Below are 25,926 nucleotides of genomic sequence, written 5' to 3'. Positions count from 1 at the left end.
GCAAATAATGCTGGGCTCGCCAATCGCCCCCCCAGAGCCCATCTTCCTGACATGGTAAGCTTGCTAGACCCCGGTGCCCGCGGGCGCGTCATCCTCGTCGGGGCGGGGCCCGGCGATCCCGGACTGCTGACCGTACGTGCGGTCGCCGCGCTCGAGATCGCCGACGTCGTCGTCCATGACGGGCTGATCGATCCGCGCGTGCTCGACATCGCGCCGCCTGCCGCTCAGCGCATCTCGGTCGCCAAGCAGCGCGCGCGCCACACGCTGCCGCAGGAGGCGATCAACGCGCTGATCATCGCGCATGTGAAGACCGGCGCGATCGTCGTCCGGCTGAAGGGCGGCGATCCGTTCGTGTTCGGTCGCGGCGGCGAGGAGGTCGAGGCGGTCCGTGCCGCGGGCCTGCCGGTCGAGGTGATCCCCGGGGTCTCCGCCGCGCTGGGTTGCGCGGCCGAGGCGATGCTCCCGCTCACTCACCGCGATCATTCGAGCGCGGTCAGCTTCGTCGCAGGCCAGTGCAAGGGTCTGACCGAACAGGACTGGTCGGGGCTCGCCGGCCAGGGCCGTACGCTCGTCATCTACATGGGCATCGCGACCGCGACCGATATCGCCGACAAGCTTATGGCCGATGGCGTCGCGCCCGACATGCCGGTTGCGGTGCTCGAGCGCGGCACGCTATCGGGCAGCCGTGCGATGCGGACCCTGCTCGCCGATCTCGGCCCGATGGTGCAGCGCGAGGCGGTCAAGAGCCCCGCGATCATCGTCGTCGGTGAGGTCGTCGAACTCTCCGACGCGCAGGACAAGCTCGCCCGATGGGCACGAATTGCAGAGGCCGCCGCATGAAGCTCCTGACTGGAAACGACCTTCCCACCGGCGACGTGATCTGGTGGACCGGCGACGGCTGGTCGCGCCATATCGAGGATGCGGCCGATGTCGGCGTCGCGGGTGAATCGATCCTCCAGGCGGAGGAAGGCGCACGCCGCGTCAACGTCCCCTATCTGATCGAGGCGACCGCGACCGCAGACGGCCCCCGCCCTGCGCACATCAAGGACCGCATCCGTGCGCTGGGTCCGACGATGCGGCCCGACCTTACGCTCAAGCCGGCCGATCCGGCTGCGGGGAGTTGGGTGATATGAGTCTCGCGAAGGCGCGAAGGCGCGAAGAGAGCAGTGAGAAGATGGTTCGCGCGGAGGCGCGGAGGCGCGGAGGCGCGGAGGTGTCTTCCTTGCCGCGCAGCGGCCCTTACAATCGCTGATTGAGGCAGATTCGATGCCCGCTGGCGCGGGAGTTCCTTCCTCGTCTTTCTCCTCCGCGCCTCCGCGCCTCCGCGTGAACCCAATCTTCTTCGCGCCATCGCGCCCCTTCGGCTTCGCTGAGGACAGGCTCCGCGTGAACCAAATTCTACCGGGAACCCCCCATGTATAAGTACGACGAATACGACCAGGCCATCGTCGACCAGCGCGTCGACGAGTTCCGCGACCAGGTCCGCCGCCGCCTCTCGGGCGAGCTGACCGAGGACCAGTTCAAGCCGCTGCGCCTGATGAACGGCCTGTATCTCCAGCTGCATGCCTATATGCTGCGCGTCGCGGTGCCCTATGGCACGCTCGACGGACGGCAGATGCGGATGCTCGGCCACATCGCGCGCAAATATGATCGCGGCTACGGGCATTTCACGACGCGGCAGAACATCCAGTTTAACTGGATCCAGCTCGACCAGACCCCGGACATCCTCCAAGAGCTGTCGACGGTCCAGATGCATGCCATCCAGACGTCGGGCAACTGCATCCGCAACATCAGTTCCGACCAGTTCGCCGGCGCCGCCGCGGACGAGGTCGCCGATCCGCGCCCCTGGGCCGAGCTGATCCGTCAGTGGAGCACGTTCCACCCCGAATTCACCTACCTCCCGCGCAAGTTCAAGATCTGCGTGATCGCGGCGGACGAGGATCGCGCGGCGATGCGGCTGCACGACATCGGCATCGGGCTGCACGTCCGCGACGGTGAACTCGGCGCGAAGATCTATGTCGGTGGCGGCATGGGCCGCACGCCGATGATCAGCCACGAGATCCGCGATTTCGTCCCCGCCGACGATCTGATGAGCTATCTCGAGGCGTGCCTGCGCGTCTACAATCGCTACGGTCGCCGCGACAATATCTACAAGGCGCGGATCAAGATCCTGCTGCACGAGATCGGCCCCGACGAATATCGTCGCCAGGTCGAGGAGGAATTCGCCGCAGTGAAGGGCCTCGGCCTCGATCCGCCGCGCGCCGAGCTGGAGCGGATCACGAGCCATTTCGGCGCGCCCGCATTCGAGGAAAACGCGTCCTCCGAGATCGACCGCAGCGATCCCGACTTCGCGGTCTGGCTCGACCAGAATGTGAAGGCGCACAAGCAGCCGGGCTATGCGATCGTCAACATCAGCCTGAAGCCCGTCGGCGGCATCCCCGGCGATGCGTCGGCGGACCAGATCGACGTGATGGCCGATCTCGGCACGCGCTACAGCTTCGACGAACTGCGCGTCACGCATGCGCAGAACATCGTCCTGCCGCACGTCCGCATGGCCGATCTGCACGCGGTGTGGTCGACGCTGAACGAGGCCGGTCTGGCCGAGGCCAATCTCGACCTGATCAGCGACATCATCGCCTGCCCCGGTCTCGATTATTGCAGCCTCGCCAACGCACGCTCGATCCCGCTCGCACAGAAGATCGCGACGCGCTTCGGCAGTCTCGATCGCCAGCGCGACCTGGGCGAATTGAAGCTCAAGATCAGCGGCTGCATCAACGCCTGTGGGCATCACCACGCCGGCCACATTGGCATCCTCGGCGTCGACAAGAAGGGCACCGAAAATTACCAGCTCTCGCTCGGCGGATCGGGCGCGGAGGATGTCAGTCTCGCCAAGATCACCGGCCCCGGATTCTCGGAGGACGGCGTGGTCGACGCGATCGAACGCGTCACCGACCGATATCTCCAGGTGCGCGATCCCGGCGAGCGGTTCCTCGACACCTACCGCCGCGTCGGCTTCGAGACGTTCAAGGAGGCGATCTATGGTTGAGTATCCGGACCAGACGCTGCTCCGCTTCCGCGACGACGAGCCGCATGACGAGCCCGCGGTGACGCTCGATTCGTTCATCGGCCAGAGCAATGCGGCGGCCGTTCGCCTCGAGGCGGGTGACGATGCGCGCGCGCTGTTGCCGCAGATCGACCAGCTCGCGCTGATCGAGGTGAGCTTTCCCGGCTATCGCGACGGCCGCGGCTATTCCGCGGCGCGGATCCTGCGCGAGGCGGGCTATACCGGCGAGCTGCGTGCGGCGGGCGACGTGCTCGTCGACCAGATTCCGCTGATGCGCCGCTGCGGCTTCGACAGCTTCGCGCCCGAGGCCCCGATCGATATCGACGTGCTCCGCGCCAGCCTCGCGCGCTACGACACGCCCTATCAGAAGGCGGCGGACGGCGCCGTGCCGGTCTGGAAGCTGCGCCATGGGTGAAGCGCTCCGCCGGATCGACACGATCGACGTCACCCCCGCCTTCACCAAGGCGGATGCACAGGCGATGCAGGACCGGTTCGCCGGCGTTCCTGCCGCGCAGATGCTGCGCGAGCTGCTGACCAGCGAGCTGGCCGGGCGGATCGCGTCGGTTTCGTCCTTCGGTGCCGAATCGGCGGTGCTGCTGCACATGGTCGCGCAGGTCGATGTCGACGTGCCGGTGATCTTCACCAACACGCAGAAGATGTTCGGCGAGACGCTCGCCTATCGTGATGCGCTGGCCGAACGGCTGGGCCTCACCGACCTGCGCGTGTTCAGACCCGATCCGCGGCTGCTCGCGGTCAAGGATCGTGCGGGCGAACGCTGGTCCTACGACCCCGATGGCTGCTGCGACCTGCGCAAGGTCGAGCCGCTGCGTCGAGCGCTCGCGCCGTTCGACGCGTGGATCTCGGGGCGCAAGGGCTTCCAGTCGGGCACGCGCACCGCGCTGCCGCGGTTCGAGGAGGATGAGGGCCGGCTGAAGATCAACCCGCTCGCCGACTGGGACAAGGAGCGGCTCGATGCCTATTTCGCCGAGCATGATCTGCCGCGGCATCCGCTCGAGGCACAGGGCTATCTCTCGATCGGCTGCGCGCCGTGCACGACCAAGGTCGCACCTGGCGAGGATCCGCGCGCGGGGCGTTGGCGCAGCTTCGACAAGGTCGAATGCGGCATCCACGCCCCCGGGGGTTACGACCCGATCATCTGACTGAATTCCCTCGCCCCTTTGGGGAGAGGGAGGGAGGAGCCGTAGGCGACGGAAGGGAGAGGGGCGTTGGGATCAACCGTCCCGCGTCTCACACCCCTCACCCTTCCCACGGCAAGTGCCGCGGGCCCCTTCCCTCTCCCCCGCGGGGAGAGGGAGATGAGCGCCTCAATATTCCGCCAGATCCGAGAACTTCGTGATCGTCGGATCGAACTTCATCCGCACCTTGCCGGTCGCGCCGTGACGCTGCTTGGCGATGATCAGCTCGGCCAAGCCGTAGACGCGCTCCATTTCGGCTGCCCAGGACGCGTGATCCTCGAAGATCTTCGCGCTGTCGCCTTCGGCCGGACGCTTGGGCTCCTTCGACGCGACGTAATAATCCTCGCGGTACACGAACCAGACCATGTCCGCATCCTGCTCGATCGACCCCGATTCGCGAAGATCTGACAGCATCGGCGTCTTGTCCTCGCGGCTTTCGACCGCGCGGCTCAGCTGCGACAGTGCCAGCACCGGCACGTTCAGATCCTTCGCCAGCGTTTTCAGCCCGCGCGAAATCTCGGAGATTTCTTGGACGCGGTTGCCGTCCTTGCTCTTGCCCGACCCCGACAGCAGCTGGAGATAGTCGACCACCACGAGCCCGATCTCGTTATTGTGGCGACGCTGCAGCCGGCGGACGCGCGTGTGCAGCGCGCCGATCGACAGGCCGCCCGTGTCGTCGATGAACAGCGGCAGGTTCTCGAGCTCAGCCGCCGCGGCCGCAAGCTGCGCGAACTCGGTGCGGCTGATCTTGCCCATGCGGAGCGATTCGGAACTGATCTGCGACTGCTCGGCGAGAATACGCGTCGCCAGCTGATCCGCGGACATTTCGAGGCTGAAGAACGCGACCTTCGCGCCGACCGAATCCTTCGGCGCGATCCCGTCGGCCATGTCGCGCATCCAGCGCCGCGCGGCGTTGAACGCGATGTTGGTGGCGAGCGACGTCTTGCCCATGCCCGGACGCCCGGCCAGGATCATGAGATCGCTGTGATGCATGCCGCCGATCTTGGCGTTGATCGAATCGATACCCGTCGTCACGCCCGACAGATTGCCGCCCGAGTTGAGCGCCCGCTCGGCCATCTTGACCGCCGCGGTGGTCGCCTGCGCGAACGTTTTCACCGAGTTCTCCGCCCCGCCATCGGCGGCGACCTTGAACAATTCCTCCTCGGCAAGTTCGATCTGCGCACGCGGATTGACCTCCTCGGACGTATCCATCGCGCGGTCGACCAGGGTGCGGCCGACCGAGACGAGCGCACGCAGCATCGCCAGGTCATAGATCTGCTGCGCGAACTGCCGCGCACCGATCAGCCCTGCGCCGCTGCCCGTGAGGCCGGCGAGATAGGCGGGGCCGCCCAGCTCGCGCATGCCCTCGTCCGCGTCGAACATCGGCCGCAGAGTGACCGGCGTCACCAGCATGTCGTTGCCGCGCAGAGTCTTGATCGCGGCGAAGATGCGCCCGTGCACGGGTTCGAAGAAATGCGTGGGTTCGAGCTTGTCGACCAGATCGTCGGCGAGCCGGTTGTCGATCATCATCGCGCCGAGCATCGCGGCTTCGGCCTCGACGTTGCGGGGAAGCTGCTGTGGTTCGGCCACGGCGGGGACGGGGAATGCGAGGGTTGCCATACTGCGTTCTACGCACTGCGCGCGATCGCTCCAAGCCAACTGCGCCAGAATGATGGGGATAAGTCGACCAGCCCGCCGCGATCGGCGGCCGCCGGTGCAGGCGACAAGTGACACGCGTTACGACCATCGCTATCGCACATGGCATGGCCGACCCGCGGATCATCGACATACAGCTCGACGAGCGCACGATTGCGTGGCGTTCCGCGGATATCGAGCAGGAACGCCGGATCGCGATCTTCGACCTGATCGAGGGCAATTATTTCGCGCCGCAGCGCCAGCATGCCGATGGCTATGCCGGCCCGTACCGCATCAGGCTCGAGACGGAGGAAGGCCGTCTCGGCATTCACATCCATCGTGAGGACGACACGCATCTTGAGACACTGGTGCTCGCGCTCGGCCGTTTCCGCCGACCGATCAAGGACTATTTCGCGATCTGCGACAGCTATTACCAGGCGATTCGCCAGTCCTCGCCTGCGCAGATCGAAACCGTCGACATGGCCCGTCGCGGCGTCCACAACGAGGCCGCCGAGCTGCTCAAGGACCGGCTGTCGGGCAAGATCGAGGTCGATTTCGACACCGCCCGCCGGTTGTTCACGCTCATCTGCGTCCTTCATCTGCGTGGCTGAGCAACGCTGATGGCAACGACATTGCTGAAGCTTGCGACCCTGCTGTTCGGCACGGGCGGCATCGCGATTGGCGGCTGGGCCTATGCGACGCAGTGGCATCCCGCGACCGAGACCTATCCGCTGCAAGGCGTCGACCTGGGTGAAAATCCCGCGCCGGTCGAATGGGGAACGGTGCGCGCGCGCGGCGTCGACTTCGCCTATATCGTCGCGACCTCGGGCAAGGATCGCCGCGATCCGGCATTCGAGGCGAACTGGGCGGCGCTTCCCGAAGCCGGGCTGCGGCGCGGCGCGGTGCACATCTATTCGCTGTGCCAGCCCGCGGTCGATCAGGCGAATGCGTTCAATACCTTCGTGCCCGCCGCCGCCGATGCGCTGCCCGTCGCCGTCGATGTGCAGTTCCGTGATGATTGCGTCGCCCGCCCTGAAAAGGCCGCGCTGGTCGCCGATCTGACGCGCTTCGTGACGATGGTGGAGACGCATACCGGCAAGCCTGTCCTGCTGCGGATCAGCAAGTCGGTCGAGGGCAGCTATGCGTTGTCGGCGGCACTGCCGCGGCCGGTCTGGGCGATGGCCAATCTGCTCAAGCCCGATTATGCGGCACGGCCATGGCGAATGTGGCGCGCGAGCAATTTTCGGCGTGTCGAGGGAATCGAGGGACCGGTGAACTGGGACGTGGTGGCAGGATGAACGATGGTTTCGATACCGATCAGGCAACCCGCCTGATCGCCGCGGCGCGCGACGCCGCGCGTCACGCGCATGCGCCCTATTCGCGATTCGCGGTCGGCGCCGCGGTGCTGCTCGACGACGGCAGCGTGATCACCGCCGCCAATTTCGAGAATGCGAGCTACGGCCTGTCGCTTTGCGCCGAAACCGTCGCGCTGGCGACCGCAAGCGCGCAGGGCCGCCTGCGTGACGTCGTTGCGATCGGCGTGATCGGCGGCGCGATGGATGCGGACGGCATCGCCACCGGCCTCGCCCCGGTGAGCCCCTGCGGACGGTGCCGCCAGGTGATCAACGAGGCGGCGCAGATGGGCGGGCGCGATCTCCCCGTGCATTGCGGCGCGGCGCAGGGCGAGGCTGTCCGCAGCTACCGCCTGTCGGAGCTTCTCCCCGATGCGTTCGGCCCGGCGGACCTCGGGATCGGCTGAGCCGCGGTCAGTAGTTGAACTGCAGCTGCGTGCGGATCAAATCGCCCTCCGCCCGGCCCTCGCGGCGTTCGTCGGCCTCGCGCCGTGTCATCCGCGCATAGGCGACGGTCAGCTCGATCGGCGGGGTCGGCTGGAACTCGATCCCCAGCTCGAACTCGTCGGTCTCGAGCCGCGGCGCGTTGGGCAGCGCCTTCCACCCGCCGCGATAATATTGCCGGCGCGCATAGGGCATGAACGGACCGAGCGGCGACGACCGCACACGCGCCATCGCCTGGACATAGCCGCCGTTCAGCCGCTTGGTCGTAATCGACTGTGACGCGTCGTCATATTCGGGGCCGCGGCCCCAGTTCCACTCCGCCTGGAACCCGAAGGGCTGCGGATAGAGGATCGCGTGGACGCCGAGCCGCTCGTCGGCAAAGCTCGTGTCGCTGACCCCGCCGCTGCGCAGTTCGGGCTGGACGCGATTACGGATGGCCGCCGCGCCGACCTCCAACACCTGTCCGCTGAACGCCCCGCCAAGCCCGTCGAGCGCGAACGGCCAGGTCGCCATCGCCACCGTCATCGCGCCGTCATTGGTCTCCGAACGGCTGATCCCCTGGCCGTTATACACGCCGAGCGCGAACGCGCCGTAATTGCCGAACAGTTTCTGGCCGTTCTCCTCGAGGCGATCCCAGATCCGTTGCACGCCGGTGGGCGTGTAATAGGCGACGATGCCCAGATCGCGCTCCCCGGGGACCGCGCTGTTGATCCCGTCGCTGCGATCGATCGTGATGCGATTCGACGAGGACTGCATATTCTCCCAGCCGAAGGGCACCTTCGACTGCCCGAACCGCAGCCGGAAGCGGCGATCTGCGTCGAGGAACGTGTCGACATAGGCGTCGCGCAGCTGGGCAAAGCCCTCGCGCCGCTCGCCGCCCGACTGGTTGCTGACGTTCACCGCGAAGTCGGGCTGGAGATAGAAGGACACACGGTCGGTCAGATCGCCCTGCAGGACCAGCCGGACGCGGCGGAGCGAGAAGCCCGTATTGTCGCCGATGCTGCCGTCATGCACTGATCGCAACCGCGACTGGCCGTCGGGCGCGGTGCGATCGCCCGACACGATCTCGTTGAACCGCATCTGCGTATAGCCGCGGATCGCGATGCGATCATACCAGGCGCGCTTCGGCTCGGGCGTCGCCGCGGCCAATTGCGTCGATGGCGCGACCGCTGTTGCCAGCTTCGGCGCCGGGGCGGGCGCAGACGTTGCCGCAACCGCGATCGGCGCGGTGGCTGGCGCGGTGGCTGGCGCAGTAACTGGCGCCGTTTGGGCAATCGGTCCGTTCTGCGCGGCCTTGAGCTCGGCGATCGTAGCCTTCAGCTCGTCGATCTGGCGTTGCAGGTCCTGCACCGACTGCGCCTGCGCCGCGCCGCCCGACAGCGCGATCGATCCGGCCAGCGCGATCCGCACATAGCGGCTGGCGCGGCGCGCGCGGATCGCGGCGCGGTTCCGCTCGTCATCATGGTCCGGAAGCTGTGGCTCGACGGACGTACCGCGCGGAAAAGGCTGCCGAATCTGGTTCATGCCGCGCCCCATGACGGCCCGACACGCCGGCTGCAACGGCAAAAACGCTCTCTGCGTGCGCGCGCTCTTGCCGCCATCGACCATCCGCGCGAAAGCAGCGGCGAAAAGGGGAATGTCTCATGTCCGTCATGTCCGACCGCTGGATTCGCGAACGCGCGCTGGGCGATGCGATGATCAAGCCATTTCACGAGGCGCAGCGCCGCGACGGCTGTATCAGCTACGGGCTGTCCTCGTATGGCTATGACGCGCGCGTCGCCGACGAGTTCAAGATCTTCACCAATGTCGACAGTGCGATCGTCGATCCGAAGAATTTCGACGCGAACAGCTTCGTCGACCGCAAGACCGATGTCTGCATCATCCCGCCGAACAGCTTTGCGCTGGCGCGGACGGTCGAATATTTCCGCATCCCACGCGATACGCTAGTGATCTGTCTGGGCAAATCGACCTATGCGCGCTGCGGGATCATCGTCAACGTCACGCCGCTCGAACCCGAATGGGAGGGCCATGTGACGCTAGAATTCTCGAACACCACGCCGCTCCCCGCCAAGATCTACGCGAACGAGGGCGCCTGCCAGTTCCTGTTCCTGCGCGGCAATGAGCCGTGCGAGATCAGCTATGCCGACCGCGCAGGCAAATATATGGGCCAGCGCGGGGTCACCCTGCCCCGACTCTGACCGCCTCAGGCGTCGACCGCACGAGGTCGACGCCAGCGCTAGCTTACTACCGGAACCACAGAACCGGCGCCGGGCGAGCGCGACGGCCTTAGCTTAGCGCGTGGCGATCTGCACCGGGGCCACGCCGAGCGCGCGCCGTGCCAGATCATGCGACGAGGCCACCGCACCCGAGGGCAGGTCCATCGCGATGTCGCGGCGTTCGAGCACGCGCTTGTACAGCGCCCGAGCGTCCGCCTCGCGGCCGGTCCGCCGGTAAACCGCGGCAAGGTTGAGCATCAGTTCGGGGCGACCCGGATAGACCGCCTGTTCCGCCAGGATATGGCGTTCGGCCGCGGCCAGATCGCCCGACACGATCGCCTGATAGCCATTCTGATCCGCCGCGAACGCCGGTGCTGCCGCGCCGACAAGGGCAAGAACTACAAGGCCGAATTTGCGCATCATCCCGTCTCCATCGCCCTTCTGAGTCGAAAGGTTTCACTTTTGTGACACTGTTGTGTCACTTCGATGACTGGAGCGCAATATGGCATTTTTACGGATATCGCCCTGGTAAGGCCGTGAGGTGCGCGCGCGGCATGCCGACGCTCTTTCCGCCCCCGGTGTCATGGACGTCGGACATGCAAAAGGGGCGGCCCTTGCGGACCGCCCCTGGCATCGTATCGATCGTGTCGCGTGACTTAGAAGTCGTTGCGATACTGCTCGTTACCGATGAAGCCGAGCTTCGTGATCGAAGACCGCTTCACGACGGCCAAAGTGCGATCGACGACTTCGTACCGCGCCTGCGGGTCCGGCTGGAAGTGAAGTTCCGGCTCGGGGTTCATGCCCGCGGTCTGGTCCAGATACTGGCGCAGCGTCACCTCGTCGACCGGCGACCCGTTCCAGGCCACCGTGCCCGATGCGTCGATCGAGATCTTGTTCTTCTCGGGGTCGATCGGGTTCTGCGGCGGGTTCTTGCTGTTGACCGGAAGGTCGACCTTGACCGCGTGCGTCTGGATCGGGATCGTGATGATGAACATGATGAGGAGAACGAGCAGGACGTCGATCAACGGCGTCATGTTCATTTCCATCATCGGCCCGTCATCTTCTTTGCCGCCGCCCATTGCCATTCTATACTACTCCTAAATACGTCCGAGCGATCGTCAGCGTTCGGTGGTGCCGCCGGGAGGCGGCTCGGAGATGAAGCCGACGCGGGCGAAGCCGGCGCGCTGCATCGTGTAGATCGTGCCGCCGATGCACTTGTACGGCGTGTTCACGTCGCCGCGAATATGCGCCTCGGGCAGCTCAAGACCTGCGGCATTCACGCCACCCTGACGATCGATCTCGGTCTTCAGCTTAGCGACCGCGCGATCGAGCAGCTCGGTCGAGGTGACCGGGGTCATGTTCCAATACACTGCACAGCTGCCATCGCCATTTGTCGTCACCGACAGCGAGACATTTTCGGGCTTGGTCGTGGTCGGATCAAATTTGACCTCGGGGAGCTTCAGCTGCACCGCCTGGACCGCGACGGTCGTCGTCACCAGAAAGATGATCAGGAGCACGAGCATGACGTCGACCAGCGGCGTCGTATTGATGTCCGATATCGATTTCTCGGTGGAATCGCCACCAACACTCATCGCCATGTGCGAACTATCCTATTCTTTTATCGCCACCGGCACCGCCGGCGGGAAGGAAGCGGGGCTGCTGCGAACACCAGCCCCGCCTTTCTCGCGTCTTAGTTAGCGCGCGGCACGCCACCGGTCTGACCGGCAGTCGTGGTCGCCGTGGAAGGCTTAGCCACAACCGGCTTGACGCCCGAAGCGGTGATCGGACGCACGGCACCGTTCGATGCCAGGAAGCCGAGCACGTCGTTCGAGAAGGCCGACAGGTCCTCTGCGATCGACTTGTTGCGACGCTGCAGCCAGTTGTACGACAGCACGGCAGGAACCGCGACGACGAGACCCAGTGCGGTCATGATCAGTGCTTCACCGACCGGCCCTGCGACCTTGTCGATCGATGCCTGACCCGATGCACCGATCTTCACGAGTGCGCGGTAGATGCCGATAACCGTACCGAACAGACCAATGAACGGCGAAACCGAACCGACCGTTGCGAGGAAGGCAAGACCGCCACCCAGCTTCGAGTTGATCGCAGCTTCCGAACGCGCGAGCGAGCCGTGCAGCCAGTCATGCGCCTCAACCGGATCGGTCAGCTTCGAATGCTGCTCCTGAGCGGCCAGACCGTCGTCGACGATCTGCTTGTAGGCCGAGTTCTTCTCGAGCTTGGCCGAACCTTCGCGAAGGCTGTTCGACGACCAGAAGGCCTGACGGACGCGCTTGCCCTGACCGATGATCTTCTGCTGCTCGAACAGCTTGGAGAACAGGATGTAGAACGAAACCACCGACATCAGCACCAGAATGCCGAACACGGTCTGGGAGATGAGACCGCCTTCGCGAAGTGCCGCTTCGAGGCCGTACGGGTTGGCTTCGGCTGCTGCGGGCGCCGCCGCGGCAAGGATAGTGGTGAACATGGTCGGATGATCCTCTTAAGATTCGTTGGTCTAAGTGCGCCGAGACGCAGATTAATTTTCCGGCAACGTCCACCGGATACGCTGCGTCGCACTCGAACGCATCGGGTTCCCGGCCTGATCGAGCGCCGGCGAGTAGCGACCACGTCGCGTCATCGCAGCACAGGCTGCCCGATCGAGAGCAGGCGAACCGCTCGACGACGTCACGGTGCAGTTCTCGACACGACCCTGGGCATTAATGTCCCAGCGCATCGCGACCGCACCCTGTTCGCCGGCACGGATCGCGCTCGGCGGATAGTCGTCCTGGCTCACCCACGTCGCCGGATTACCCTTGGCGCCCGCGGCCTTGCTGACCGTCGGTGCTGCTGGCGGGGCCGGCGGCGCTGGCGGCGCGGGAGGCGCCGGCGGTGCCGTTGGCTGGCTCAGCGGGATGATGTTCGACGTCGTGATCGCCGGAGCGGGCGACGGCGTAACAACGACCGGCGGCGGCACGACGACGGTGGTCGGCGGCGGCGGCAGGTTAGGCTGGTCAGGCGGCGGCGGCGGGGGCTCGTCGGGCGGAGGCGGCGGTGGCGGCGGCTCCACGTCGAACGTGTTTAACTTTTCGGTGGCCTTTTTCACGTATTGAAACGCGAGGCCGGTGACGAAAGCATAGCCCAAGGCAGCATGAATCAGCGCGACGATGACGATCGCGACGATTTTGCCTGAGGACATCTTCTGGTCAACATAGGCCATTCAGCAACGACACTCCCTTATTCTGTCTGCCTTCACGCAGTCGCGCATGGGGGCAGGCGCAACGCAAACGTGTGCCGTGAAGCAAAAATTCCACGCGGCAGTGCGCAATGTCTATCGCCACGCCATGCGACACGCAAACGCTTTGTCGGACGCAACAAACGTACAAGCGTATGATGGCAATTTTATTTCTGTAACGTTCATGCGCCATCGCGTAGCCCATGGCGATGATATCCCCACGTTCCATCCCACCGCTCATGACCCTCTTCGCCGTCATCGCCGCGGCCCCGATCGTTGCGCAAACGGCCCCCCCGCCGCAATCCATGCCGACCGCGCCGCAGCAAAACAGCGCCGGCGACTCGACGACGCTGACCCCCGAACAGCTTGATCGGCAATGGGAAGGCGCGCGCGATGCAGCGCCCGCTGGAGCGGCTGGCGCGGAGCCGGCCCAGCCCGCGGCCGCCGACCAAGGCGCGGGCTATGCGGACCTTGCGGATCTCGTTCTCGCCGCGCCAGTGATCGCCGACGCGACGATTCGCTCGACCGCGCGGATCAAGGGCGCAGAGGCGGCGGATGTCGCACCCGGGCTCGTCCGGTTCTATGTCGAGGCGGACGTGACCGCGCTGATTCGCGGCAGTGGTGGTGTGGCCCCAAGACTCGGCTATCTGCTTGATGTTGCACCGGATTCTAACGGTCGACTGCCCAAGCTGAAAAAGGCGCGCGTGCTGCTGTTTGCACGTACCGCCGGAACATCGACCGCCCAGATCCAGCTCGTCGCGCGCGACGCGCAACGCGACTGGACGCCGGCCCTCGACGCGCAGGTCCGCCGCATCGCCCGCGAGGTGCTCGCCGCCGACGCGCCGCCCGTCATCACCGGGATCGGCAACGCCTTTCACGTGCCGGGCGCCCTGCCCGGCGAAGGCGAAACGCAGATCTTCCTGACCACTTCGGATCAGCGTCCCGTCTCGCTGTCGATCCTGCGGCGGCCCGGCGAGCAACCCCGCTGGGCGGTTGCGCTGAGCGAGATCGTCGACGAGGCCGCGGCCCCTCCGCCGCGTGGTTCGCTGTTGTGGTACCGGCTGGCCTGCGCGCTTCCCGCCGCGATGCCGGATCGCAGCGTCGCGTCGATGGCAGCCACCGACGCGGTGATCGCGCGTGAGGATTATCAGTTCGTTCTTCGTGCGCTCGGCCCCTGTGGACGCAGCCCGCGGCGCTGACCGGACCGCCGAGCGAGGGTCCGCTCAGCGGATCTCGAGGATCTGCCCGGTCGTCGACAGGGCGGTCTCTAGGTAGCTGATCGCCGCTTCGACATCGGCGGCTCGCGCCCCATTATGGGACAGGACGGCGTTGATTCGCGTCACCGGCGCCGCCTCGATCGCGAGCGGCGCGATCGAGGCGCGGGCCTGGGCGGCAAAAAGCGAATCACTGCTTTCACGAATCACGACGACCAGGCTGTCGTCGGCACCGAGCCGCGCGCGCGCATCGCGCACGCACGCCGCGATATCGTCACGCTCGCTCAGGATCAGCCGCACGATCTCACCGACGATGTCGCACGAGCGTCACGCCGATCGCCTCGCCCGCTTCGGCGATCGCCAGCTTGACGATCTTCACCGCAACCCGCTGAACACGCGCGTCCTGCAGGAACAGCGTCTCGCAGATATGGTCGGCAACGGCCTCGATCAGCGTGAAATGCACGCCCGTCGGCAAGGCCGTGGTCGCGGCATGTTTCAGATCGAGATAGTTTTTCGACGCCGACAAGGGCGTGTCGGGATCGAACCGGCTCGGGCAGGTGAGATCGACGGTGAGCGAAATCCGCAGCGGCTGGGGCAGATGCGTCTCCTCCGAATAGATTCCGGTGAGCACCTGCACTTCCATGTCGTGCACTTCGAGCTGAAGACTGTCTTGCATCGCCGCGCTCTAGCAGAGCCGCGACCGTAGGGAAGGCCCGGGGCGGACGCGGCGCGACGCGGGTTCCGCTTGCGTTCGGCGACATGCTGCGTAAAGCGCGCGGCCCCGGACGTTCCTGCGCCGGCGCTGGAGAAGCCGGTGTTCGAACTCGTCCCCTTGAACGCCGTCCCGCATGCCGAGGTCGAGATGCTGCTCGACCGCGCGTTCGGGCAGCATCGTCATGGCCGGACCGCCTATATGATCCGCGGCGATGGAACCGCGATCCCGACGCTCAGCTTCGCCGCCGTGTCGGGCGACATGCTGCTGGGCTCGATCCAGTGCTGGCCGATCGCGCTCATGACCGCGCAGGCGGCATTGCCGCTGGTGATGGTCGGCCCGGTCGCGGTCGCGCCGGGGCACCAGGGCGACGGCATCGGAAGGGCGCTGGTAGCGCGCGCGCTCGAGGTCGCTGCGGCGAGCGATCTGGGCGACGCGCTGATGCTGATCGGCGATCCGGACTATTATGGCCGGTTCTTCGGCTTTTCCGCCGAGCGCACGGCTGCGTGGCAGGCACCGGGTCCGGTCGAACGCCACCGGCTTCTTGCACTGGGCGGGGCCGTACCCGACGACGCTGGAATGCTCGGCCCGCGCCCAGGCGCAGCCGGCTGACGACGCCGCAGCGCGACCTGGCGCTTCGCCTGCCGCGAGACTTTACGAGAGGCCATGCGCACCCTACCTCGCGCTCATGCCTATGGACCCCCTCCCCGATCTTGCCTCGCTGAGCCTCGCCGAAATCGCCCGGCTCGCCGACGAGCAGAAACTGCCGCCGGTCGACAAATGGAATCCGTCGCATTGTGGCGACAGCGAAATGCGGATCGCGCGCGACGGGACCTGGTATCATCAGGGCACGCCGATCGGCCGCGAGACGATGGTCCGGCTCTTCTCGACGATCCTCCGGCGCGAGCCATCGGGCGGCTATGTCCTGGTTACCCCGGTCGAGAAGCTCGACATCGTCGTCGAGGACGTGCCGTTCGTTGCGGTCGAGGTAAAGATCGATGGCGAGGGTCCGGCGACCAGGCTGACCTTCCGGCTCAACACCGGCGACCTCGTAACCGCGGGCGCCGCGCACCCGATCCGCTTCGTCGAGGATGAAGACGGCCCGCGACCTTATCTGATGGTCCGTGGCGCGATGGAGGCGGTGGTCGCCCGGCCGGTCTATTACGAGCTCGCCGACCGCGCGATCGCGGGCGGCGAGTCGCCGGTCGGGCTGTGGAGCGACGGCCAGTTCTTTCCGCTCGAACCCGCGGTGCCGTCGCCCGAAGACATCGCCGCGTGACGCTCGCCGATCGGCTGCGCAGCGCGCTGTCGCGGGGTGTCGAGCCGGGCATGATCCTGCTGACCGGCGACCGTGACGATATCGATCTGCCGCCCGGCGATACGCTGCTGCCCGCGGCGGTTCTGATCGCGGTGACCGATCGTGCCGAACCCGGGGTGATCCTGACCCAGCGTACCGAGACGATGCGCAAGCATGCGGGCCAGATCGCCTTCCCCGGCGGCCGGATCGATCCTGGCGAGGATATCGTCACCGCCGCGCTGCGCGAGGCCGAGGAAGAGATCGCGTTGCCGCGCGAACGCGTGACCGTCATCGGCCAGGCCGATACCTATCGCACCGTCACCGGCTTCCAGGTGACGCCGGTGATCGGCGTCATCCCCCCCGACCTGGTGCTCCACCCGAGCGAGGCCGAGGTGGCGAACGTGTTCGAGGTTCCGCTCGAATTCCTGCTCGATTCGGGCAATCATGTCGAAGCCAGCGTCGAATGGCAGGGCCATGAGCGGCATTATTACGAGATCATCTGGAACGACCGCCGCATCTGGGGCGCGACCGCGGCGATGATCGTCAATCTGAGGCGACGACTGCAATGGGCATGAGCCTTCCCAATGCCGCCTGGCGGACGCGCCCCGGCCTCGCCGCGCTGACCGCCGTGCTGGGCGGGGCGTCGGCGCAGTCGCGGTTCGTCGGCGGGGCGGTGCGCGACACCCTGCTCGGCCTGACGCCGGCCGATACCGGCGCGATCGACATCGACATCGCAACCAGCCTCCCCCCGCAGGAGGTGCTCGAACGGCTCGAGGATGCGCGGATCCGCGCGGTGCCGACCGGGCTTGCGCATGGCACGATCACCGCGGTGACCGAGGGTGGAACCGTCGAGATCACGACGCTGCGCCGCGACGTCGCGACCGATGGGCGGCATGCGACGATCGCCTACACTGATGACTGGCGCGAGGATGCGGCGCGCCGCGATTTTACGATCAACGCGCTCTATGCCGATCCCGTCAGCGGCGAGATCTTCGACTATTTCGGTGGCCTTGACGATCTGTCCGCAGGGCGCGTGCGCTTCATCGGTGATCCCCTGCAGCGGATTGCGGAGGATCATCTGCGGATCCTGCGCTTCTTCCGCTTTCACGCGCGGTTCGGGACCCAGATCGACGCCGCCGGGCTGGAGGCGTGCACCGCCCGCGCGAACGACCTGATGGCGCTGTCCCGCGAACGGATCGCCGCCGAACTGCTCAAGCTGCTCGTCGCGGCGCGCGCCGTTGCGGTGATCGCACTGATGGTCGAGCGCGGCATCTGGCGTGCGGTGCTGCCCGAGATCGACGCCGACGGGGTCGCACGGCTGGCCGCGCTGGTCGATCACGAACATGCCGCCGGCATTGCGCCCGATCCGATCCGCCGTCTGGCCGCATTGATCCCCGCCCGCGACGGCGATGTGGTCGCTGCACGGCTGAAACTGTCGAACACCAATCGCAAACGCGTCGTCGCGGCGACGCAGGGGATTGGGGACGAAGGCCCGCGCGCACTCGCCTATCGCCACGGCGTGGCTGGCGCGATCGACCGGTTGCTGATCGCAGGCGCGGACGTCGCACCGATTGCCGACTGGTCGCCGCCGGCATTTCCGATCAGCGGGGGCGCGCTGGTCGAACGCGGCCTGCGCAAGGGCCCCGACGTCGCGGCGATGCGCCGACGGATCGAGACGCAGTGGATCGCGGAGGGCTTTCCCGATCAGGCCAGAGTCGATGCGATCGCGGACAAGGCGGTCACCGAAACGCTCGCCTGAACCTTCAGGCCAGGATCGGCACCCGGCTGAAGATCGACTCGAACGCCTGAGCCGCCTCGAGCGGCCGCGCGAAGACATAGCCCTGGCCATAAGTGCATCCGAGCGCCGCGAGCGTCTGGGCCAAGTCGCCCGTCTCGATCCCCTCCGCGGTCGTCTGCATGTTGAGCGCCTGCGCGAGACTGAGGATCGCGCGGACGATCGACACCTTGTCGCGGTCCGCCAGCATCCCCGTCACGAAGCTCCGGTCGATCTTCAGCACATCGATCGGCAGTTTCTGGAGATAGGCGAGGTTGGAATAGCCGGTCCCGAAATCGTCCATGGCGAGCGTCGTGCCGAGATCCTTCAGCGCGTGCATCGCCTGCGCAATCCGGTCCGGGTCGGACACGATCGCACTTTCGGTCAATTCGAGCGTGAACCGGTCGCCGCCGAGTCGCGAGCGAGACAGCGCCGACTCGACCACCGGCGCGATCGCATCGCGCTGCAGCTGGATCGCCGACAGGTTCACTGCGACGCGAACGCCGCAATGCCCGCCGGCACGCACGTCCCACGCCGCCAGCGTCCGCGCCGCCGCATCGATCGCCCAGCGCCCCAGTGGAACGATCAGCCCTGATTCCTCGGCAACCGGAATGAACTGTGTCGGCGGGATCTCGCGACCATCCTCGTCGGTCCACCGCGCCAGCGCCTCGAACGCGACGATACGCCCGGTCGCGAGATCGCAGATCGGCTGATAGGCGAGCCGCAGCCGGTCATTCTCGATCGCGCGACGCAGCGCGGTCTCCATGCCGAACTGTTCGCGCGCGATCACGAATTCCTGGCGCTGATAGCATTCGGTCCGACCCGTCGCCTTGCCGCGCTTCACCGCGAACTGCGCGTGCCGGATCATCTCGGCGGTGTCGCCGGTCTCGTCCCGACCATAGGCGATGCCGATCGAGCATTCGACGCGGATCTCGTAATCGGTCAGGCGGAACGGCGCGATCAACGCGCGCTGAATCCGGTCGGCGAGACGCAGTGCCTCTGCGGGATCCTCGTCGATCGTCATCAGCACCGCAAACTGCCCGCCGCCGACCCGCGCCAGCGTATCGCGCACTCGCAGCGCGCCCTTGATCCGCCGTGCGACGGTGATCAGCATCTCGTCGCCGACCAGCGATCCCAGACACGCGTTCAGCCGCCCGAACCGGTCGATATCGATCGCCAGGACCGCGCGTGCGGCGTGATCCTCGACCGCCTCGACCAGATCCTCGAACCCTTCGCGGTTGAGCAGCCCGGTCAGGCTGTCGGTGGTCATCTCGCGCCGCATGCTGCGTTCGGTATGGATCTGCGAGGTCCGGTCGACGAAGCTCAGCGTGCACCGGTCGTGGATCGCTGCGCTGCTCCGCGCGATCGTCACGCGGTAATGCCGGCAATCGATCGTGTCGCCAAAGGCCCAGTCGAAGTCGAGTCGGGTCTGCGACGTCAGCAGAAAGGCGATGATCCGATCGCCCAGATCGGCGATCATCGGCGACCGTGCCGCGACGACGCCCAGCCCGGCCAAACGATAGGCCCGGTTCATCGCGAACAGCTCGAGCCTACCATTCTCGAGCGTCAGGTGGACCATCGGAATCGGGCTCAACTCGAGGCCGCGCGCGACGAGTTCAGCCGAGACGGTTGCCGGTTGTTCGGCCTCGTGAAGAACCCATTCCATAGTCCTGCCTAACCCGGCTTCGTTAAGGCCGCGTGAAATTTACAAAAGACCCAAAACGAGTACGATTATTTCAACGCCGGTTCAGACAGCCCGGCACCAGTCCGCAATGACCCGGCCGCCGGCTCCCGATTTACCCTGGAGTCAGATCGCGATGGTCAGCACGCATCGCCTTAGCATAGCCGAATTTCAGCCGAATCGGTTGTCGCGGGGAAAACCTGTGGGGGGCATGCGCCCGGCCGCGCCGCGCGCCGTGCGCCACGGCCCCAGATCCGCCTCGGTCCGCGTGCGCTTGGTCTCGCCGCCCATCGCCCAGCTCAGGCCGTTGGCGAACACGAAGGTGATCGCATCCGCCAGCCCGCCGTCGCGGTAGCGCTGGAGTTGCACCCCCTGCCCGCGATTCATCTCGACCAGCTCGTTGATCGGGAACACTAGCAGCTTGCGATTGTCGCCGATCGCCGCGACATAATCGTCCGCGGGGTCGACCGGGCGGACCAGCTTCACCTTCTCGCCGATCCGCGGCGTCATCACCGTCTTGCCCTTGCGCGTCTCCGCGATCACGTCCGCCGCCGTCGCGATGAACGCGCGGCCGTCAGTCGCCGCGACCATCAGCTTGGCCTGCCGCGCCGCGGGCAAGAGCGCGACGATCCCGACGCTGCCGTCGAGGTCGATCATCGCGCGCACCGGCTCGCCAAAGCCGCGCCCGCCCGGCAGCTTGTCCGCCGCCAGCGTGAAGAACCGCCCATTCTCGGCCGCGAGCAACAGCTTGTCCGTCGTCTGCGCATGGAAGGCGAAGGCGGGGCCGTCGCCCTCCTTGAACTTCAGCGCCTCGGGGCTGGCCAGGTCATTATGCCCGCGCATCGCCCGGATCCAGCCGCGCTGCGACAGGATGACGGTGATCGGCTCACGCTCGATCATCGCCTCGAGCGGGATGTCGCGGGTCGGCGCGGCCTCCTCGATCGTCGTGCGCCGCTTGCCGAGCAGCGTCTCCGCGCCATAGCGGTCGCGGATCTTGCGCAGGTCCGCCTTCATCCGCTTCTTCTGCAGCTTGGGATCGGCGAGCAACGCGGTCAGCGTCGCCTGTTCCTTGTCGAGCTTGTCGCGCTCGGTCTTGATCTCGAACTCTTCGAGCCGGCGAAGCGACCGCAGCCGCATGTTCAGGATCGCCTCCGCCTGACGATCGGTCAGGTTGAACTCGGCGATCATCACCTTTTTCGGCTCGTCCTCGGTGCGGATGATCTCGATCACGCGGTCGAGATTGAGATAGGCGATCAGATAGCCGTCGAGCAGCTCGATCCGGTCCGCGATCTTCTCCAGCCGATGCTGGGTCCGCCGCGTCAGCACGACGAACTGATGCTCGACCCAGGCCGACAGTGCCTCGCGCAGCGACATCACGCGCGGCGTGCGATCCTTGTCGAGCACGTTGAGGTTGAGGCTCACCCGCGTCTCGAGATCGGTCAGCCGGAACAGCCCGTCCATCAGCACCTGCGGATCGACCGTCCGGCTCCGCGGTTCCAGCACGATGCGGATCTCGGCGTCCGATTCGTCGCGCACGTCCGCCAAGATCGGGAGGCGCTTGGCGTTGATCAGGTCGGCGATCTGTTCGATCAGCTTGCCCTTCTGCACGCCATACGGGATCTCGGACACGATCAGCGTCCACATCCCGCCCTTTTCGCGCTCGATCTCCCAGCGCGCGCGCACCCGGAACCCGCCGCGCCCGGTGGCATAGGATTCGCGGATCACCGCGGGCGGATCAACGACCAGCCCGCCGGTCGGAAAGTCCGGCCCGGTCACATGCGCCAAGATCGCGTCATTGTCGGCATCGGGCTGATCGACCAGCAGGATCGCCGCCTCGATCAGCTCGGCGGCGTTGTGCGGCGGGATGCTCGTCGCCATCCCGACCGCGATCCCGCTCGCGCCATTGGCGAGAAGATTGGGGAACATGCCAGGGAACAGCTCAGGCTCCTCGTCCTCGCCATTGTAGGTCGGGCGAAGATTGGCCGCATCCTCGTCGAGCCCGTCCATCAGGTCGACCGCGACCTGCGTCAGCCGTGCCTCGGTATAGCGGTACGCGGCGGCGTTATCCCCGTCGATATTGCCGAAATTGCCCTGCCCGTCGACCAGCGGATAGCGCAGCGAGAAGGTCTGCGCGAGACGGACCATCGCGTCATAGACCGACTGGTCGCCATGCGGATGATATTTGCCGATCACGTCGCCGACGACGCGCGCGCATTTCTTGTAGCCCTGGCTCGGATCGAGCTTCAGCAGCCGCATCGCCCAGAGCAGCCGCCGGTGCACCGGCTTCATCCCGTCGCGCACATCGGGCAACGACCGCGCGGTGATCGTCGAGAGCGCATAGACGAGGTACCGCTCGCTCAGCGCGCTGTCGAAGGGGGCGTCGACGATGGAATCGAAGGGATCTTTGAAATCGGTGACCATAGTTGCCTTGTGGATAGCAAGCGCGGCCCAAAGGTTCCACTGTTGTTCTCAACACCCCGACCAGAATGCCCTGTCCTCATCCCCGGCCCGTCACCCTGACGAACATCAGGACCCACGAGCAAAGCCCCCCACCGATATTGCGTCCACCCGCGACGTCCGCCACCGTCAGACCATGACCGCTCCTGCGTTCGTTACCTGCTCCCCGAAAGGCCACGCAACACCATGATCCGCCTTGCCTTTCTCGCGCTCGCCGCCATCTCCACACCGGTGACCGCCGAACCGCCCGCACCCAAGCTCCTGACATGGCCCGACCTCGTCAAACGCCCGAAGCCCAGCCCAGACGCGACCATCGCCTATGGTCCCGACCAGATGCAGAAGGTCGATGTCTGGCGGCCGAAGGGCAAAGGCCCCTTCCCGGTCGTCGTGATGGTCCATGGCGGCTGCTGGACGACGAGCATCGCCGATCGCAGCCTGATGAACTGGGTCGCGGACGATCTTCGCAAGGACGGCATCGCGGTCTGGAACATCGATTATCGCGGCGTCGACCGCGCCGGCGGGGGTTATCCGGGGACCTTCGAGGACGCGGCGAAGGCGACCGACGCGCTGAGCGCGAACGCGGCGACCTTCAGTCTCGACACGCGCCGCATCGTCGCGATCGGCCATTCCGCCGGTGGCCATCTCGCGCTCTGGCTCGCCGCCCGCGCGAAGCTTCCTGCTGCCAGCCCGCTTCACAGCAGCGCGCCGCTGCACATCGACCACGTCATCAGCCTCGGCGGCCTGCCCGATCTTGAGGCGACGGCCGCCACCCCCGCCAATGGCTGCGGCACGGAGGTCGTCGCCAAGCTCGTCGGCATGCCCAGCGCGGCCCGCGCGGACGTGTACGCCGACACCTCGGTGCCGCGCCTTCTCCCGCTCGGCATAGTGCAGGACCTCGTCAACGGTCGCGAGGACCGGATCATCCCCTTCCCCTTCGCCACCGACTATGTCGCCAAGGCAAAAACCGCAGGCGACACCGCCCTCCTCCACACCATCCCGGCAACCGGCCATGTCGAACTCGTCGCACCCGAGACAGCGGCCTGGGCGGAGGCGAAACGGCTGATCGCGGCTGCCCTGAAATGACCGTGAACCCGCCCGTATCTACAAAGGCCCGACCATGACCCTCGACGAAGTCCGCGCGCTTGACGCCGCCGATCCTCTGGCAGCGTACCGGGAGCAGTTCGCGCTGCCGGAAGGCGTGATCTATCTCGACGGCAATTCACTCGGCGCGCTTCCCAAGGCGACGCCCGCCGCGCTCGCCGACGTCGCGACCCGCCAATGGGGCGACCGGCTGATCCGCAGCTGGAACGAGGGCTGGATCGACGCGCCGCAGCGGATCGGCGCGAAGATCGCCCCACTGATCGGCGCCGCCGCGGACGAGGTGATCATCGGCGACACGACCTCGACGCATCTGTTCAAGGCGCTGGTCGCGGCGTTGCGCGCCAATCCCGACCGCCACACGGTGATGAGCGAGGCCGGCAATTTCCCGACCGACCTCCATATCGCCGAGGGTGCGGTCGCCTGCGTCCCCGGCGCCCGGCTGAAGGTGGTCGCGCGCGCGGATCTCGCAGAGGCGCTCGACGAGGACACCGCGGTGCTGCTGCTCACCCATGTCCACTACAAGACCGGCGAGCGCTTCGACATGACCGCCTGGACCGCCCGCGCACATGCGACGGGCGCGCTCATGCTCTGGGACCTCAGCCACAGCGTCGGCGCGGTGCCGATCGACCTGAACGGCGCCGAAGCCGATCTGGCGGTCGGCTGCACGTATAAATATCTCAACGGCGGCCCCGGCGCGCCCGCCTTTATCTATGTCGCCACGCGCTGGCAGGACAGGCTCGCCAGCCCGCTGTCCGGCTGGATGGGCCACGCCGCGCCCTTCGCGTTCGAGGACGCCTATCGCCCCGCGCCGGGGATGAAGCGCTGGCTCGCGGGCACCCCCGCGATGCTGTCGACCGCCGCGCTCGAAACCGCGCTCGACCTCTGGGCCGACATCGACCAGCACGCCGTCGCCGCCAAGAGCGCGCGTCTGTTCGACATCCTCGCCTCCGCCGGCGACGCGCTCGGCCTCGACTGTGTCAGCCCGCGTGATCCCGCCCAGCGCGGCAGCCATATCAGCTTCCGCCACCCCCATGCGCATGCGATCACACAGGCGCTCATCGCGCACGGCGTCATCGGCGACTTCCGCGACCCCGACATCCTCCGCCTCGGCCTGACCCCGCTCTATCTCAGTTATGAAGACGTCTGGTGCGCGGGCGAGATGCTGCAAAAGATCCTCGAAACCGGAGAGTGGCAGAATCCGCAGTATTCGGAACGACTTGCCGTTACCTGAGAATAGCATCCTTCGCTGCCGGCCAAGAGTTGTAAAATAACGCGGCTTCACGTCCGACGAACCAGCCCTGACTTTCATTGCATGATCTGTTAGCCGATAGGCGCGACGCATGGGGAGCGTCGCGCCGCGGGGGCGTAACAGTGACAATCAAACAGTCGGGTCATGTCGAATTATACGGCATTCAGATGCTGCGTGCGATCGCGGCGCTGGCCGTCGTCGTCCATCACACGCTGGAGGAGTCGGGGGGTGCGATCGGAAAGTTCAGCCCCGACTGGCTGACGACATCGGGCGCATCGGGCGTCGACATATTCTTCGTCATCAGCGGCTTCATCATGTTTCACGTCACGTTCAGGGATCGCCGCGGCCCGCCGACACCCGGGACTTTCCTGTTCCGCCGCGCAACCCGCATCTACCCCTTCTACTGGTTGTGCTGCCTCGCCGTCCTGACGATCTCGGCGATGGGATTCCTTGCCTCCAACCATTATCCCGCACGGACGATCGCCGGCGCGCTGATCCTGCTGCCGGGCAATGCGCTACTCGGAACCGCGTGGACGCTCGTCTTTGAAATGTATTTCTACCTTCTGTTCGCGGCCACGCTCTGGGCGCGCTCGGCGACGCTATCGGTGATCGCAACGATTGCGGCGATCCTGTGCCTGCAGGTCGCGGGCTCGCTGATGCCTGCGACCGCCACCGCCAAGTTCCTAGCAAGCCCGCTATCGCTTGAATTCTGCTTCGGCCTCGTCCTGGGATATGGCTATGCCGCCTGGATGCGCCGCGGCCGGGCCTGGCCCGTGCCGCCCGTCATGGCACTTGTCGCGATGGCGGTCATGGCCGTCGTGCCGCTGTTCGTCGCGCACGACGCCACCACCAGTCTGCCCGAACTGCCACGCATCGCGGCGTGGGGCCTTCCCGCAGTCGTCGTCGTCGCCAGCGTCTTGACGATCGGTGCACCACGCACCGCGGTTGCGCGGTTCCTCGTCCTGCTCGGTGATGCCTCCTATGCGCTGTATCTCACCCATGCCTTCGTAATGATGGGCTATGGATGGCTGGTGAAGATTCCCGCGGTCAGCCGACTGCCGCAGCAACCCGTCGTGGTCCTGATCGTCATCATCGCGATCATCATCGGCCTGCTCGCCCATCTGCTGGTCGAGAAACCGCTCCTCGGTCTCGTTCGCCGACTGACCCCGACCCGCCCCGCCCGGGCGGCGCCGGTGGACCAGCCGCTTCCCGAAGTCGCCGGATAGCATCGACAGCCCTGCATTCCGTTCACACCGGCACGCCGATCCGATTGCACCGCCCGCGCCCTTCGCCTATAGGCGC

The 25,926-nt window shown here is 66.4% G+C and carries 28 protein-coding genes; 17 read left to right on the top strand and 11 right to left on the bottom strand.

What is annotated here, in order from left to right; all coding sequences use genetic code 11:
* Positions 1–51 precede the first annotated feature (51 nt).
* The 5 genes from cobA to SOM18_RS07405 all read left to right on the top strand — a co-directional run bounded on the left by cobA (position 52) and on the right by SOM18_RS07405 (position 4,224).
* Positions 52–840, top strand: coding sequence for a uroporphyrinogen-III C-methyltransferase (gene cobA, locus SOM18_RS07425; protein ID WP_031441363.1), 789 nt, complete (start codon positions 52–54; stop codon positions 838–840).
* A complete protein-coding gene (locus tag SOM18_RS07420) occupies positions 837–1,133 on the top strand; it encodes a DUF2849 domain-containing protein (protein WP_031395828.1) in 297 nt (98 codons plus the stop codon). Before cobA ends, SOM18_RS07420 begins: the two co-directional genes overlap by 4 nt.
* A gap of 281 nt (positions 1,134–1,414) precedes the next feature.
* The gene (locus SOM18_RS07415) at positions 1,415–3,046 is read left to right on the top strand and encodes a nitrite/sulfite reductase (protein WP_031441364.1); all 1,632 of its coding nucleotides are present in this window, start codon (positions 1,415–1,417) and stop codon (positions 3,044–3,046) included.
* Positions 3,039–3,479, top strand: coding sequence for a DUF934 domain-containing protein (locus SOM18_RS07410; RefSeq protein WP_031395826.1), 441 nt, complete (start codon positions 3,039–3,041; stop codon positions 3,477–3,479). Before SOM18_RS07415 ends, SOM18_RS07410 begins: the two co-directional genes overlap by 8 nt.
* Positions 3,472–4,224, top strand: a complete 753-nt coding sequence (locus SOM18_RS07405; RefSeq protein WP_031441365.1) for a phosphoadenylyl-sulfate reductase — start codon at positions 3,472–3,474, stop codon at positions 4,222–4,224. The genes SOM18_RS07410 and SOM18_RS07405 overlap by 8 nt, the downstream gene beginning before the upstream one ends.
* Positions 4,225–4,389: 165 nt before the next feature.
* Here the strand turns inward: SOM18_RS07405 and SOM18_RS07400 are convergent, their stop codons facing one another.
* Positions 4,390–5,880 carry a replicative DNA helicase gene (locus SOM18_RS07400; protein WP_031395824.1) on the bottom strand — a complete coding sequence of 497 codons (1,491 nt, stop codon included), beginning with the start codon at positions 5,878–5,880 and terminating at the stop codon, positions 4,390–4,392.
* Between the two features lie 143 nt (positions 5,881–6,023).
* On the opposite strand from SOM18_RS07400, the gene SOM18_RS07395 reads away from it, so the two are divergent.
* The 3 genes from SOM18_RS07395 to SOM18_RS07385 are packed head-to-tail and all read left to right on the top strand — an operon-like array spanning position 6,024 to position 7,654.
* Positions 6,024–6,506, top strand: a complete 483-nt coding sequence (locus SOM18_RS07395; protein WP_031395823.1) for a UPF0262 family protein — start codon at positions 6,024–6,026, stop codon at positions 6,504–6,506.
* A 9-nt stretch (positions 6,507–6,515) separates the two neighbouring features.
* Positions 6,516–7,193, top strand: coding sequence for a GH25 family lysozyme (locus tag SOM18_RS07390; protein WP_320481493.1), 678 nt, complete (start codon positions 6,516–6,518; stop codon positions 7,191–7,193).
* Complete coding sequence (locus SOM18_RS07385) at positions 7,190–7,654, top strand: cytidine deaminase (protein ID WP_031441367.1); 465 nt, start codon at positions 7,190–7,192, stop codon at positions 7,652–7,654. The genes SOM18_RS07390 and SOM18_RS07385 overlap by 4 nt, the downstream gene beginning before the upstream one ends.
* A gap of 7 nt (positions 7,655–7,661) precedes the next feature.
* Here the strand turns inward: SOM18_RS07385 and SOM18_RS07380 are convergent, their stop codons facing one another.
* Positions 7,662–9,215 carry a porin gene (locus SOM18_RS07380; protein WP_320481492.1) on the bottom strand — a complete coding sequence of 518 codons (1,554 nt, stop codon included), beginning with the start codon at positions 9,213–9,215 and terminating at the stop codon, positions 7,662–7,664.
* Between the two features lie 119 nt (positions 9,216–9,334).
* Here SOM18_RS07380 and dcd point away from each other — a divergent pair, with 119 nt between their 5' ends.
* Positions 9,335–9,889 (top strand): dCTP deaminase, encoded by a 555-nt coding sequence (gene dcd / locus SOM18_RS07375; RefSeq protein ID WP_320481491.1) that lies wholly within the window; start codon positions 9,335–9,337, stop codon positions 9,887–9,889.
* 93 nt (positions 9,890–9,982) lie between these two features.
* Here the strand turns inward: dcd and SOM18_RS07370 are convergent, their stop codons facing one another.
* From SOM18_RS07370 to SOM18_RS07350, 5 genes are all read right to left on the bottom strand, one after another.
* Positions 9,983–10,330: a tetratricopeptide repeat protein gene (locus SOM18_RS07370; protein ID WP_235188414.1), complete on the bottom strand. Its 348-nt coding sequence runs from the start codon at positions 10,328–10,330 to the stop codon at positions 9,983–9,985.
* A gap of 233 nt (positions 10,331–10,563) precedes the next feature.
* Complete coding sequence (locus tag SOM18_RS07365) at positions 10,564–10,992, bottom strand: ExbD/TolR family protein (RefSeq protein ID WP_031395817.1); 429 nt, start codon at positions 10,990–10,992, stop codon at positions 10,564–10,566.
* A gap of 33 nt (positions 10,993–11,025) precedes the next feature.
* Entirely contained in the window at positions 11,026–11,505 is a 480-nt protein-coding gene (locus SOM18_RS07360; RefSeq protein ID WP_031395816.1) for an ExbD/TolR family protein, read from the bottom strand.
* Positions 11,506–11,597: 92 nt separating this feature from the next.
* Positions 11,598–12,392: a MotA/TolQ/ExbB proton channel family protein gene (locus SOM18_RS07355; protein WP_320481490.1), complete on the bottom strand. Its 795-nt coding sequence runs from the start codon at positions 12,390–12,392 to the stop codon at positions 11,598–11,600.
* Positions 12,393–12,443: 51 nt separating this feature from the next.
* Positions 12,444–13,124, bottom strand: coding sequence for an energy transducer TonB (locus SOM18_RS07350; protein ID WP_056406249.1), 681 nt, complete (start codon positions 13,122–13,124; stop codon positions 12,444–12,446).
* A 254-nt stretch (positions 13,125–13,378) separates the two neighbouring features.
* On the opposite strand from SOM18_RS07350, the gene SOM18_RS07345 reads away from it, so the two are divergent.
* The gene (locus tag SOM18_RS07345) at positions 13,379–14,338 is read left to right on the top strand and encodes a hypothetical protein (protein ID WP_235188373.1); all 960 of its coding nucleotides are present in this window, start codon (positions 13,379–13,381) and stop codon (positions 14,336–14,338) included.
* A 24-nt stretch (positions 14,339–14,362) separates the two neighbouring features.
* On the opposite strand, the gene SOM18_RS07340 is transcribed toward SOM18_RS07345, so the two are convergent.
* A complete protein-coding gene (locus SOM18_RS07340; RefSeq protein WP_320481489.1) occupies positions 14,363–14,653 on the bottom strand; it encodes a Rossmann fold domain-containing protein in 291 nt (96 codons plus the stop codon).
* 4 nt (positions 14,654–14,657) lie between these two features.
* On the bottom strand, positions 14,658–15,029 hold the full coding sequence (locus SOM18_RS07335) for a dihydroneopterin aldolase (protein WP_031395199.1): 372 nt from the start codon (positions 15,027–15,029) through the stop codon (positions 14,658–14,660).
* Between the two features lie 138 nt (positions 15,030–15,167).
* On the opposite strand from SOM18_RS07335, the gene SOM18_RS07330 reads away from it, so the two are divergent.
* The 4 genes from SOM18_RS07330 to SOM18_RS07315 all read left to right on the top strand — a co-directional run bounded on the left by SOM18_RS07330 (position 15,168) and on the right by SOM18_RS07315 (position 18,121).
* Positions 15,168–15,677, top strand: a complete 510-nt coding sequence (locus tag SOM18_RS07330; protein WP_031440744.1) for a GNAT family N-acetyltransferase — start codon at positions 15,168–15,170, stop codon at positions 15,675–15,677.
* A 76-nt stretch (positions 15,678–15,753) separates the two neighbouring features.
* Positions 15,754–16,344 carry a DUF1285 domain-containing protein gene (locus tag SOM18_RS07325; protein ID WP_081874293.1) on the top strand — a complete coding sequence of 197 codons (591 nt, stop codon included), beginning with the start codon at positions 15,754–15,756 and terminating at the stop codon, positions 16,342–16,344.
* Positions 16,341–16,937: a CoA pyrophosphatase gene (locus SOM18_RS07320; RefSeq protein WP_031440742.1), complete on the top strand. Its 597-nt coding sequence runs from the start codon at positions 16,341–16,343 to the stop codon at positions 16,935–16,937. The genes SOM18_RS07325 and SOM18_RS07320 overlap by 4 nt, the downstream gene beginning before the upstream one ends.
* Positions 16,928–18,121, top strand: a complete 1,194-nt coding sequence (locus SOM18_RS07315; RefSeq protein ID WP_320481488.1) for a CCA tRNA nucleotidyltransferase — start codon at positions 16,928–16,930, stop codon at positions 18,119–18,121. The genes SOM18_RS07320 and SOM18_RS07315 overlap by 10 nt, the downstream gene beginning before the upstream one ends.
* A gap of 4 nt (positions 18,122–18,125) precedes the next feature.
* Here the strand turns inward: SOM18_RS07315 and SOM18_RS07310 are convergent, their stop codons facing one another.
* On the bottom strand, positions 18,126–19,802 hold the full coding sequence (locus SOM18_RS07310; protein ID WP_042466648.1) for a putative bifunctional diguanylate cyclase/phosphodiesterase: 1,677 nt from the start codon (positions 19,800–19,802) through the stop codon (positions 18,126–18,128).
* A 186-nt stretch (positions 19,803–19,988) separates the two neighbouring features.
* On the bottom strand, positions 19,989–22,238 hold the full coding sequence (gene parC, locus SOM18_RS07305; protein ID WP_031439805.1) for a DNA topoisomerase IV subunit A: 2,250 nt from the start codon (positions 22,236–22,238) through the stop codon (positions 19,989–19,991).
* A 222-nt stretch (positions 22,239–22,460) separates the two neighbouring features.
* On the opposite strand from parC, the gene SOM18_RS07300 reads away from it, so the two are divergent.
* The 3 genes from SOM18_RS07300 (at position 22,461) to SOM18_RS07290 (ending at position 25,850) form a co-directional block, all read left to right on the top strand.
* On the top strand, positions 22,461–23,357 hold the full coding sequence (locus SOM18_RS07300; protein WP_031439804.1) for an alpha/beta hydrolase: 897 nt from the start codon (positions 22,461–22,463) through the stop codon (positions 23,355–23,357).
* Between the two features lie 34 nt (positions 23,358–23,391).
* Positions 23,392–24,606 (top strand): kynureninase, encoded by a 1,215-nt coding sequence (kynU, locus tag SOM18_RS07295; RefSeq protein WP_320481487.1) that lies wholly within the window; start codon positions 23,392–23,394, stop codon positions 24,604–24,606.
* 140 nt (positions 24,607–24,746) lie between these two features.
* A complete protein-coding gene (locus SOM18_RS07290; protein ID WP_128082203.1) occupies positions 24,747–25,850 on the top strand; it encodes an acyltransferase family protein in 1,104 nt (367 codons plus the stop codon).
* The last annotated feature ends 76 nt before the right edge of the window (positions 25,851–25,926 follow it).

Source organism: Sphingomonas sp. CFBP9019, assembly GCF_034045155.1.
GTDB lineage: Bacteria > Pseudomonadota > Alphaproteobacteria > Sphingomonadales > Sphingomonadaceae > Sphingomonas > Sphingomonas aerolata.
Note: the sequence above shows the minus strand (reverse complement) of the source record. Positions and strands in the feature narration are given on the sequence as shown.